The following is an 11,790-nucleotide window of genomic DNA, read 5'->3' as shown; positions in this document are numbered from 1 at the left end:
ATCGTCAGGCCAAAGTGCATGGGGTTCCTCCTTCAGGCCCACCATGCCAGGATGCCGCCTCTTTGACTACTGCGATTCACAGCGTGTGTCGTGACGTGCTATGGTGAGGGGCTGTTGCGGATGATTCTCAAGGAGAGGAGTCAGATATGATGGCACATTCGGCAGGGCAGCGAACCTTCGGCGCTCTGGCTGTTGCCGTTCTGTGTCTCTGGGGAGAGCGCGGACTTGCAGCGTCCAACCCGGCACCAGCATCGACGGATGTGATCTTCCTGATGACCGGCAGTAACGGCCAGGTGGGAGGCTTGCAGATGGATCTGAGTTGGGATCCGAGTTGCATGACAGTCGAACGCCAGGGAGGCGACGCCGCCAGCTGCGCCTCGAACCCCTCAACGGGTAAGAACGTGCAGACGAAACTCTTTTCGGACAACTCGACGATGCGGGTGCTCTTCCTGTCCGTATCCGACACCAGCCCCATTGCTGACGACGAGTTGTTCTCTTGCAAGTTCAACCGCGCGAGCGCCCCCTCCTCCCCCTGTTGCTCCCTCAGCATTGGGAACCTGATCTTTGCTGCCCCGACTGGCGGCCGGATTTACGACCAAAACATCTCCATACAAGCGTTGGTCGGAAACACGCCATGTCTCGCGTCTGGGCCTAGTGGATCGCCAGACAACCCGGTGCGTCCTCCCCTGCCGCCGGCAGCCGTCCCGGTTGCACCCGCACCGATTGTTTCAGCACCTGGAGCGGCTCCGGGAATCCCCGGTGCGCTGGCTCCGCCCGCAGCGCTGCCGCCAGCAGCAGGGGATCGGGAGGCAGTTACGGGGCAAGCACCGCCGGCAGGCGAGGAAGGCACGCCGGCTGAGTCGGCAACTCAACCGGCCGCAACTGCTGCCGTGCCGCTTACCCCAACTGCACGGCGCACACCTGCGCCGGCAACCGCAACAGCGCCAGCGCGGACGCCGCAGCCGCAAAGCACGGCAACCGCGGCCACAGTGGGCTCAACGACGCCGGGATCGGCAACCCAGACCCCAGCGCCACCGGCAAAGAAGCACCGAAAGAAGCACTCGTCGTGAGCCTCACTCCAGGAGCGCCAGCAGATCGCTGAGTGCAGCGATGACATAGTCCGGCGCGTGCGCGTTGGGAGGTAGCGGATCATGCTTGGCGTTGATCCAAGCTACCGCCAGACCCGCATTCCGGGCTCCGGTCACGTCATCACTGAGGCTGTCGCCGATGAACAGGGCGTCTTCGGCTGCCACCTCGAGCGTCCGCAGCGCCGCCTCGAAAATTGCGGGGTGTGGTTTGCGTTGGCCGAAGTCCTCGGAGATGACGATGGCTTCGAAGAAGCCGGTCAGACCGTGATCGTCAAGGATGCGCCGCGCCGTGAGGGCATGGTCGAAGTTCGAGACCACCCCCAAGCGATAGCGCGCAGCAAGCTCCTGCAGCACGCGCGGATGCGCCGGCGGCAAGACGGTCATCGAAGCCAGGTGGGACATGTGCACCAGCGACAGGCGCTCGGCAAGCGCTGGGGCTTCGCGCGCGTCGACGTCGAGCTGTAGCAACGCCCGGCGGAAGCGTTCGCACGACGGTACTTCACGATACTCGGGTGGACGCTGCCGGACCACATCTTGGGTGACGTTCATCAAGGCAGTCAGCAGGTCATCGAAACGGACGTGCGGTAGTTCGCTGGCCGCCGCCTCTTGCAACCAATGCATCGCCGAGCGCCACGGTGCTCCCGCCGCTTCAACCGCAGGCACACGGGGACGGAAGTGCACCAGCGTCCCAAACAGATCAAACAAGAGGGAACGCCCACGCCAGGGGCGGGTTGGAACAGGACGGATCATCCCTGCATGTTCTCGGAGATCACGCGTGCGGGCATTTACGGCCGCAGGCTGGCCGCCGTGATGGCGCTGACAGCGAGACCGCACATCAAGACCGCACCGTTCAGGGTCACGGCCAATCCGTGCAGGCGTTGAAACTCGTCTTTGACGTCCTGTGGCGCCTCGGCCCCGTGGATCTGCGGCCGCAGCACCGTTGCCCGCGGCAGAATCACCGTACCGGCATACAATGTCGCCGCGAGCATGACGGCCGACAGGAGACTGTTCACGGTCCACCAGGCTCCCAACGCGCCACCACGAATGAACACCAGCGAACCGACCAGGAGAACGCCGCCGCACGCATATCCGATCCGATAGTAGGTCGGGAAGATTGCTCCAACGGCTCGGCCAGCCTCGGCGGGTGGAAAGATCCGAAAGAGGCTGGGCGCAGCGACAAACGAAAAGAACACCACCTCACCCACCCAGAGGATGAGGGCAATAAGGTACAGCCACTTGATCACATACAGCATTGAGAGTGTCCCGGTTCCTGGTGTAACCGAGAACACTGATAACAGAACACCGGCGCGAAAAGAAGGAACACGGATCTGTGGTTTACACATCCGTTGCGCCACTCCCCTTGAGGCAGGCGGGGTCGTGTATTAGATTGGAGAACGATGTTGTCCCTCCAAGATAAGAGAACGGGACGGATCCAACGGAACCGGCCAGGGCAGCACTCCGCCGCTTGGAAGCGGGATCCTGCACTGCCCGTCCCTCGGGGAGCGAAATCATGAGCACGTCGGAAAAGGAGCACGAAGGCAAGGAGCAGCGCTTCCTCGCTTTCGAAGAAGACCTGAGCGACATCGATGTGCCAACGGAGCTGGCGATTCTCCCCTTGCGCGGGGTGGTGATCTTTCCGTCCGCGATCGTTCCTTTGCTCATTTCCCGCGGGGCGTCGCTCAAGGTGGTCGAAGAGGCACTCGCCGGGGACCGCATGCTCGGCGTGGTGGCGCAAAAGAACCCGGAAGAGGAAGAGCCAGAGGTGAGCACCCTCTACCCCCGGGGAACGGCCGGACGCATCCTCAAAATGCTGAAGTATCCGGACAACAGCGTGCGCATTCTGATCCAAGGCTTGCGCCGCGTGGAAATGGCTGAATATGTCCAGCACGCCCCGTTCTTCCGGGCGCGCGTCCGCCTGCTCTCCGATGCCTACGAACCGTCCAAGGACCTCGACGCCATGCAGGCGCACATGGTCAACCAGTTTGCCAAGTTCGTCTCCATGATCCCTTACCTGCCCGACGAGCTGCAGGTCGTGGTGATGAACATCAAAGATCCGGGTAAGGTCACCGATCTCATCGCATCGAATTTGAACATTTCGCTGGAGGAGAAACAGGACCTGCTCAGCACCCTCGAGGTGCGCACGCGGATCGAGAAGCTTTCCGCCATCCTCAACCGCGAAATCGAGCTGGTCGAACTGGGGCACAAGATCCAATCGCAGGTCCAGTCCGAGCTCACCAAGAACCAGAAGGAGTTTTACCTGCGGCAGCAGATGCGCGCCATCCAAAAGGAGCTGGGCGAGGCCGACGGCCGCTCGGGCGACATCGAGGAGCTGCGCAAGAAGATGGAAGCGGCGCAGCTCCCCGCAGAGGCGCGCAAGGCAGCAGAAGCCGAGTTGGACCGGCTGCGCATGATCCCGCCGGAGTCGGCGGAACACACCGTGGTGCGTACCTATCTCGAGTGGCTGGTCAGTTTGCCCTGGGCCATCTCGACCGACGACAATCTCGATACGGTGCACGCGCGTCAGGTTCTCGACGAGGACCATTACGATCTCGACAAGATCAAGGAGCGCATTCTCGAGTACCTCGCGGTGCGCCAGCTCAAGAAAGATCCGAAGAGTCCCATCCTCTGCTTCGTCGGACCGCCCGGCACCGGAAAAACTTCGCTCGGGCGTTCCATCGCGCGGGCGATGGGGCGGAAATTCGTGCGCCTGTCACTCGGCGGCATCCGCGACGAAGCGGAGATCCGCGGCCATCGGCGCACTTACATCGGCTCTCTGCCAGGGCGGATCGTCCAGAATATCCGTAACGCCGGCTCCAACAACCCGCTGTTCATGCTCGATGAGATCGACAAATTGGGGGCCGATTTCCGCGGCGATCCCGCGTCGGCGTTGCTCGAAGTGCTCGATCCGGAACAGAACAACACCTTCCTCGATCATTACCTCGATGTTCCGTTCGATCTCTCGAAGGTGATGTTTGTGACCACGGCCAACCTGCTCGATCCCATTCCTCCGGCCCTGTGTGACCGCATGGAGGTGATCGAAATGGCGGGATACACCGAAGAAGAGAAGCTCGAGATCGCACGCCGGCATCTGATTCCGAAGCAGCACCGGGAAAATGGGCTGCAGGAAAGCCAGATCGCCTTCACCACCGAAGGCTTGAGCCATGTGATTCGGCACTACACGCGCGAGGCTGGACTGCGCAATCTCGAGCGCGAGATCGGCAGCCTGTGCCGCAAAGTTGCCCGCCGCATCACCGAAGGCAAGACCGATCCGGTCACCGTTGATCCGGTCAAGGTGCACGAGTTCCTGGGGCCGGAACGCTTCTTTTCCGAAGTCGCCGAGCGCACGCAGGACCCTGGGGTGGCGGTCGGGTTGGCATGGACCCCAATGGGTGGGGACATCATGTTCATCGAATCCACCAAGATGGGCGGCAAGAAAGGACTGCTGCTCACCGGCCACCTCGGCGAGGTGATGAAAGAGTCCGCGCAAGCGGCCTTGAGCTACGTGCGCTCGCGCGCCGAACGCCTGGGAATCGCACCGGATTTTTTCGAGAATCTGGATCTGCACATCCATGTCCCGGCGGGAGCGGTGCCCAAGGACGGTCCGTCCGGTGGGGTGACGATTGCCACATCACTGGCCTCACTGCTCACCGGCCGTGTCGTGCGCCATGATGTCGCCATGACAGGCGAGATCACCTTGCGCGGTAAGGTGCTCGCCGTCGGCGGCATCAAGGAGAAAGTGCTGGGCGCCCGGCGCGCCGGCATCAACACGATCATCTTGCCCAGACGGAACGAAAAGGACCTTGAAGACCTGCCGGAGACCGTGCGCGCCGAAATGCACTTCATCTTCGTCGACACCATCGACGAGGTTCTGGAGCACGCCCTCGAGCCACGCGATCAATCGCAACAGTTACGCGCGGCGGCGTCCTGAAGACGGCCCTCTTCCCTCGTGGGCGAGCGCATCTTGGCCGCATCATCTGCTCTTTTCACCAGCACGCCGGGCGGTTCACGCCGAACTGTCACCTCGCAGGACGCCAATGATCCTACGGGAAAAACAGTTTGCTTGGCCACTGCGGATAAGAGATAAATCGATCGAAGGTTTCGGGCAATGCCAGAACTCCGGAAAGACCCGATCATGGGACGCTGGGTGATCATTGCCACAGAACGGGCACGCCGCCCGTCGGATTTCTCCCACGCCCGCGAGGGACGGAAGAGAACCGAGTGCGCCTTCTGTGTCGGCCATGAGCATGAAACGCCGTCCGAGGTGCTTGCGTATCGCACCAAGGGCGGCGCTCAGGATTCCCGCGATTGGAGCGTCCGGGTAGTACCAAACAAGTTTCCTGCCCTGCGCATCGAGGGTGAACTGGGCCGCAGAGGCGAAGGTATCTTCGACATGATGAACGGCGTCGGCGCCCACGAAGTCATCATCGAAAGCCCCGATCACACGGTGGATCTCGCCGAGCTCAGCGAAGAGCAAATCGAGGACGTGCTGTGGGCCTATCACGATCGTGTCCACGACCTGAAGAGGGATCGGCGCTTCCGCTACATCCTGATCTTCAAGAATCACGGCGCTGAAGCGGGCGCCAGTCTCGAGCACACCCATTCGCAGCTGATCGCATTGCCGATCATTCCCCTGAATGTCGCCGAGGAATTGAACGGCGCGCGCGAGTACTATCGGCACAAAGAGCGGTGCGTGTTCTGCGATCTCATCCGCCAGGAGCGGGAGGATCAGGTGCGGCTGGTGGCAGAGAACGACGAGTTCGTGACCGTATGTCCTTTCGCCCCGCGTTTCCCGTTCGAGACCTGGATACTACCGAAGATCCACAGCGAGGCCTTCGAGCGCATCACCAAGCACGAGTATGGCAATCTCGCGCGCTCCCTGCGCGACGCGCTACGGCGTTTGAACAAAGCGCTCGATGCCCCGCCGTACAACTACGTCATCCATTCCTCACCCGCACGCGAGCCAGAGGACGGCTACTACCACTGGCACGTGGAGATCATGCCGAAACTGACCAAGGTCGCAGGTTTCGAGTGGGGCACCGGATTCTACATCAACCCCGTACCCCCGGAGGATGCAGCGCGCCACCTGCGTGAAGCTGGCGATTAGGCCCGCCCCTCGCCGGGGCGACAGAAGGACGACAGAGCATGCGGGTAGTAATGGCCGCTTCCGAAGCTGTTCCTTTCGCCAAGACCGGCGGCTTGGCGGATGTCGTCGGTGCGCTCCCGCGAGCGCTGAAACGGCTCGGCGTGGACGTCGTCGTCGTCGTTCCGGCCTACCGTTCTATTTCCCGGGAACGCTGCTCCCTTCGGCCGAAGGAATGTCAGCTGCAGGTGCCGGTCTCAGACCAGACCGTCACGGCCCAGGTGCTGGAATCGGAGATGGAGGACGGCGTCCCCGTGTATCTGGTCGAAGCGGACCAGTACTTTGCGCGCGCCGGGCTCTACGGCACGCCCGATGGCGACTATCTGGACAACGCGGAGCGTTTCGCGTTTTTCGGCCGCGCCATCGCGGCGCTACTGCCCCATCTCGGGACGGTTGATGTCCTGCACTGCCACGACTGGCAGACGGCACTCACCCCCGTGTTTCTGCGCACGGACCCCACCCGTTACCCGGGCTTGGAAAACGTCCGTACCGTGCTGACCATTCACAACCTCGGCTATCAAGGGCTGTTCTGGCACTTCGACTGGCACCTGCTGAACCTCGACTGGCGGTACTTCACACCGGACGGGCTCGAGTTCTACGGCAAGATCAACTACCTGAAGGGCGGCATCGTGTACGCCGACGCCATCACGACGGTCAGTCCGACCTACGCTCGAGAGATCCAGACTCCCGAGTTCGGTTGCGGTCTGGAGGGCGTATTGGTGGCGCGCCGCAGCGCGCTGAGCGGGATTCTCAATGGCGTGGACTATGGGCAGTGGAGCCCGGAGTGCGACCGCTTCAGCGTAGCGCACTACTCCCGGGCCAACCTGGCGGGCAAGGCCGCGTGCAAGGCTGATTTGCAGGCCGCCGTCGGCCTGCCGCTTCACGCCGAGGAGCCGCTGATCGGCATCGTGTCGCGTCTCGCCGCGCAGAAGGGCTTCGACCTGCTGAGCCAGGTTGCGCCCCAACTGCTGCACAAGCGGCTCCAGCTCGTCGTCTTGGGCAGCGGCGACTCCTCGTATCAGGAACTGTTCACCAGCCTGTCGCGCCAGCACAAGAAGCGGCTGGCCGTTCGCATCGCCTTCGATAACGCCTTGGCACACAAGATCGAAGCGGGCAGCGACATGTTTCTCATGCCGTCGCACTACGAACCATGCGGACTCAACCAGATCTACAGCTTGCGCTACGGCACCATTCCGATCGTCCGCTCCACTGGCGGTCTGGAGGACACCATCGCCGACTTCGATCCGAACAGCGGCGAAGGAACGGGATTCAAGTTCGTCGACTATACTGGTGAGGCCCTCATGGCCTGCATCGAGCGAGCACTGCACGCGTACGGTACCCCTCAGATGTGGCAGACACTGATCCAGAATGCGATGCGCGCTAACTTCTCCTGGGACCGATCGGCCCAGGCCTACGTCGATCTGTACCGGCGTCTCGCCCGTCTCAAGTAGGTCACCCGATTTTCCTCACGGCGCCTGAGTTTGGACCGGACACGATCTGCCGCTGACCAGGTCGGCGATGGAGACATCCACACTGGTGAACAGCGGGCGCCCATCGCGCCTCCGGTGCGTGGTGACCTGCGCGGAAGGGTAGCAGCGGCGCAGAGTCTCAGTCACACGGGAGTCCGCCAAGAGGATCAGGAAGGTGGCGGGCCGTGTAGTCTCTATCCCTCCAGGGATCTGGCTGGCATCTACGGGCCGATGCTCGGGGCAAAACAGGTCCAAGGCAGGCGGCTCTTGAGACACGGTCGCATTCATGGCGAGCCAATCCCCCACGAAGCAGAACATGCGCCCATCGCAGTGCGACAAGGCCAGTCTTCGCGCAGCGGAATCGGCATTCTCCCGGCCGTCTCCCTCGGCGTAGTCGATGAAGAACAAGTGGTAGTTCTGCAGCAGCAGCCACAGCCCGATACCGGCGATCAACACCGGCCGCACGCTGAGGCGGTACCAGCGCCACGGGGGCGTCGCCGCGAGGAGTGCGCGGTCGACGCCAAACGCCGCAAGGGTGAGCAGCGCCGGCATGGCCGGCGCAAGCCTGTAGGATGCCCGCGGCGCATCGCTGAACGCCACGCCCAGCACAAAGGTGAGGGCCGCCCACACTACGAGCAGGAGCGCACGCGTGTCGCCCTGCAGCACGGCAGCAAGGACACCGATGACCAAGGCGATCAGCGTCCCCGTATCCAACAAGCCGGCCGGAGAACGATTCATCACACAGACGTCCGCCCATTCTGTGAACATCGCTGCCGCTTCCTGAAGGTTGCGGCCCAACACCGCCGGCAGACCCGTGACGTGATACAAGGCTTCAAAATGCTGTAGCCTTCCCGGATGCGAGAGCAGCACGTCTTGCGAGTGGCCGGCGAGCACATCCCAGGGCACGGACACAAGCAGTGGTGCCAAAACGAGCAATGTCGCCCCCCAAAACGTGGCCGTGTCGGCCGCCATCGTCCGTAGCGGGACGGGATCCAGCAACCAGTCCGCAAGCCAGAAGAGCGGGCACAGCAGGAGAAGGATGCGTATGGGGAAATAACATTGCAGTGCCAAGCCTAGAATCACGCCGGCAAGGGCCAGCACGGTGCGGCTCCGGTCCTGCCGCGCACGCACCAGCAGGTAGAGCGCCAGGGCCGTCCACAGCGACGATTGTACAAACGGAAACCCGGTCCGGCTGTTGTGGATGTGCCAGAACGAAACAGCCATGAAAAAGCTCGCCATCAGCCCGACGCGATCCCCGAAGAGCCGGCGCGCCAGCAAGAACACGGAGGCAACGCCACCGATCCCCATCAACACCGAGGACAGCCGCGCCGCAAGAAACGCATCGGGACCCGCGAGCCTCATGACCAGCGCGCCAAACGAAAAGGTCAGGTTCGGCATGCTGAACCAGCCGACGCTGGAGAACACGTTCGGCGCGCCGCCCCGCGCGATATGCAGGGCTTCGAGGCTGGGCAGGATTTCATCGATGCTGATGTTGGCTGGGATATCTTGGAGCGCGACAAGCCGCAGGGCGGCCGCAAGGGCAAGGACACCGATGAGGCCGAATTGAACGATCGCCGGTGGCGGCGCCAAGGCTCGGTCGGCGCGCCGAAAACTGAGAACATAGGCAGCGATGCCCCCCGCCCACAGCCAAAACGCCAAGCCGTACCCCGCGTGCGACCGCGGCCACAGTACGACACCCGCGCCTGCGGCAGCCAGCGCGCCAATGCGGAGAACGAAATGCCCGTCGAGCATGCCCGGCTGCGACCGAATTTCAGCGGCTGAGGGTGGGAACGATGGCGGCTTGAACATCAATCTCGTGCGTCGAGCCGCCGCCGGCAAGGATTGGCGGCTGGTCGGTCGTCTTTCAATGCCTCACTGGCGCAGCCCGTGCAAGCAAGTGGAGACCGGCCGAGGCACTGCGCCATGTCGCACCTGGCGCGGCTCGATTGCATGCGGCGCCCCCGCAGGCCGGTACTGTCCTATTTAGGGCACTAACATACTAGGCTAATCCTCGCTGCCGTACGAACGATCCTTGCCTTGACAGCCCGCTACTCTTGTGGGATGGGGTGGGCCTACGGGTCCTTGCGTCAAGGCAAAAGGAGACGGGCATGAAGGTGGGGTACATGATAGTTGTGGCGGCTGCGGTTCTTGCGGTTCTTACAACGGCGAGGCCTTCCTGGTCGGCCTGTTGCATGGAAACTTGCGGGAACCCGGCTTGGAAATCATGCACAGCGAATACGGACTGCACCGGCGGCTTTTGTGCACCGCCGCTCGGTTCCGCAATCATGGTCAGTCCAACCGGCACGTGCGGCGTAGGCGCCTTTGCCGCTTGTCCGACAACCGAAGCAGGAGAGTGTGCCGACGGCGTGAACAACGATGCTTGGACCGGGAACACCCTCACCGACTGCGTAGACCCGGCCTGCGCCCAAGATCCTCACTGCAAGGCCCCTGCGCCGGCGGTGAGCAAGGCCATGTTGATACTCATGTTCGTGCTGCTCTGTATGAGTGGTGTCGCCGTTCTGCGGCGCCGCCGATCATAGATAGCTGCGGACGCACCGACGAAAGTGCGCCACTATCGGATTGCGGAGAAGTTCGCTCAGGTGGTATTCTATTCGCATGCCCAAGCCAGCCCCAGCCCGCGACATGATTGAAGGCTCGGAAGCGTTGGATCGCTTCACGGGAGCCATGAAAAAGATACTCAGCGTCAGCAAAGACGAGCTGAAGCGGCGCGATGCGGCGTGGCGCCGGGAGCGGCTGAAGCCGAAGCGGAATACGGGGCGGTAACCGTCCCACCATTTTCGAAAACCACCCGAGCAACCATAACGCCGCTAGCGGCTGGGCCGTCTTCCGTGATAGAGGGCGCCCCCATGGGCCAGGTGATATCATTCATCAATATGAAGGGCGGCGTCGGCAAGACAACGCTCGCCGTGAATATCGCCTATGGACTGGCGCAGTTCCACGGGAAAAATGTCTTGATCGTGGACACCGATCCGCAGTTCAACGCAACTCAGTACCTACTGGAGGGCGAGGCTTATCTTGCTCACACGAAGGATAAGAAGAAGGGCACCTTACTCGACATTTTTGTTCCTCGGCGGCCGGGGTCAGTCAATACGATTACTGGACTCGCGAAGGGCACGGGTAAAGCAAAATCGCTCGCGGCATGCAGCATCACGATCCTTGATGGCGGGAGCGGGCACGGTAGGCTTGACCTGATACCATCGACGCTGAGACTGATGGAAATCGAGAACTCGATTCGCGGAACCGAGCATCGCCTAGCCCGGTACCTCCAAGACAAGGCGCAGTGGTACGATTACGTAATCATTGACTGTCCACCCACCATCGGCATTTTTACCCAAGCGGGCGTTCTGGCCAGCAGCAAATATCTCGTTCCGACCCAGGTCAAGGTACCGAGCGTGGTAGCGTTTGTGCCCGTGCAATTGGCCGCTACATTACACGCTGCTGTCCCCGCGGTGCCACACATAGAAGAAGTGGTCACATCAACCGGGTTCATTCCGGTAAGACCGGTGGTGTAATAGATACAATTTCTGCTGTTTGTTACGCCGGAAGCAATGTCCAGGGTGCCGTTAGTGTGCACCCCGACTATGCAGACCATGTCATTTGGCGTGACCCAGCCACCGGTTATGCCATTCTGCACGGCGCCGTCCGCCATGTATTTCGCCGAGGCGATCCCCGCGCTCAGCACCACGCCGGCAACCAAGGCAAGCGCCGCCATGAGCGAGGCTTCTATAAAGAGGTTTTTTTTCTTTCCTGTCATGATTGGTCGCTCCTTGTCCTTCTGGTCATGGTGGCTAGCTCCCCTTCTTCCCTGTCATAATTTCTCGCTCCTCCTCCTGCGGTTGTCCGAGCGAACGTCAGGCAAAGCCTTTGCCGGATTTGCCCGGGAACGCCTCATTTCCCACCGGCAGCAACAGCCGTGCCGGGAGAACCCTTAGTCTGTCATTTCAGAATTGGTAATGCGTGCGTGGCGAACTGCGGGGTTTAACTCATCGACTGCGTAAATTTACGCAGTCCAACTGCCTTCAGAATGGCCTCCACCCTAGCCCTCATCCGTTGCCGGAAATGGCAACAGAGG

General features: G+C 61.9%; 8 protein-coding genes. 5 read left to right on the top strand and 3 right to left on the bottom strand.

The annotated features are described in order from the left end of the window. Positions 1-1,073: 1,073 nt before the first annotated feature. Entirely contained in the window at positions 1,074-1,838 is a 765-nt protein-coding gene (locus VF515_09070; protein ID HEX7407784.1) for an HAD family hydrolase, read from the bottom strand. A 35-nt stretch (positions 1,839-1,873) separates the two neighbouring features. Further along, positions 1,874-2,341, bottom strand: coding sequence for a DUF4149 domain-containing protein (locus VF515_09065; GenBank protein HEX7407783.1), 468 nt, complete (start codon positions 2,339-2,341; stop codon positions 1,874-1,876). A gap of 257 nt (positions 2,342-2,598) precedes the next feature. On the opposite strand from VF515_09065, the gene lon reads away from it, so the two are divergent. The 3 genes from lon to glgA all read left to right on the top strand — a co-directional run bounded on the left by lon (position 2,599) and on the right by glgA (position 7,679). Then, the gene (lon, locus tag VF515_09060) at positions 2,599-5,016 is read left to right on the top strand and encodes an endopeptidase La (GenBank protein HEX7407782.1); all 2,418 of its coding nucleotides are present in this window, start codon (positions 2,599-2,601) and stop codon (positions 5,014-5,016) included. Between the two features lie 177 nt (positions 5,017-5,193). Further along, a complete protein-coding gene (gene galT / locus VF515_09055) occupies positions 5,194-6,192 on the top strand; it encodes a galactose-1-phosphate uridylyltransferase (protein HEX7407781.1) in 999 nt (332 codons plus the stop codon). A 38-nt stretch (positions 6,193-6,230) separates the two neighbouring features. Beyond that, a complete protein-coding gene (glgA, locus tag VF515_09050) occupies positions 6,231-7,679 on the top strand; it encodes a glycogen synthase GlgA (protein ID HEX7407780.1) in 1,449 nt (482 codons plus the stop codon). Positions 7,680-7,694: 15 nt separating this feature from the next. Here the strand turns inward: glgA and VF515_09045 are convergent, their stop codons facing one another. Next, positions 7,695-9,449 (bottom strand): glycosyltransferase family 39 protein, encoded by a 1,755-nt coding sequence (locus VF515_09045; GenBank protein HEX7407779.1) that lies wholly within the window; start codon positions 9,447-9,449, stop codon positions 7,695-7,697. Between the two features lie 864 nt (positions 9,450-10,313). Between VF515_09045 and VF515_09040 the strand changes: the two genes are divergently transcribed. Then, a complete protein-coding gene (locus tag VF515_09040; protein HEX7407778.1) occupies positions 10,314-10,481 on the top strand; it encodes a hypothetical protein in 168 nt (55 codons plus the stop codon). Positions 10,482-10,564: 83 nt separating this feature from the next. After that, entirely contained in the window at positions 10,565-11,230 is a 666-nt protein-coding gene (locus VF515_09035) for an AAA family ATPase (GenBank protein HEX7407777.1), read from the top strand. Positions 11,231-11,790: the final 560 nt, after the last annotated feature.

This window comes from Candidatus Binatia bacterium (genome assembly GCA_036382395.1).
Classification (GTDB): Bacteria; Desulfobacterota; Binatia; order HRBIN30; family HRBIN30; genus JAGDMS01.
Note: the sequence above shows the minus strand (reverse complement) of the source record. Positions and strands in the feature narration are given on the sequence as shown.

Bases quoted from the DNA above. Each gene is read 5' to 3' on its own strand.
- galT (HEX7407781.1), top strand. From the start codon at position 5,194: ATGCCAGAACTCCGGAAAGACCCGATCATGGGACGCTGGGTGATCATT.
- VF515_09040 (HEX7407778.1), top strand. From the start codon at position 10,314: ATGCCCAAGCCAGCCCCAGCCCGCGACATGATTGAAGGCTCGGAAGCG.
- glgA (HEX7407780.1), top strand. From the start codon at position 6,231: ATGCGGGTAGTAATGGCCGCTTCCGAAGCTGTTCCTTTCGCCAAGACC.
- lon (HEX7407782.1), top strand. From the start codon at position 2,599: ATGAGCACGTCGGAAAAGGAGCACGAAGGCAAGGAGCAGCGCTTCCTC.
- VF515_09070 (HEX7407784.1), bottom strand. From the start codon at position 1,838: ATGATCCGTCCTGTTCCAACCCGCCCCTGGCGTGGGCGTTCCCTCTTG.
- VF515_09065 (HEX7407783.1), bottom strand. From the start codon at position 2,341: ATGCTGTATGTGATCAAGTGGCTGTACCTTATTGCCCTCATCCTCTGG.
- VF515_09045 (HEX7407779.1), bottom strand. From the start codon at position 9,449: ATGCTCGACGGGCATTTCGTTCTCCGCATTGGCGCGCTGGCTGCCGCA.
- VF515_09035 (HEX7407777.1), top strand. From the start codon at position 10,565: ATGGGCCAGGTGATATCATTCATCAATATGAAGGGCGGCGTCGGCAAG.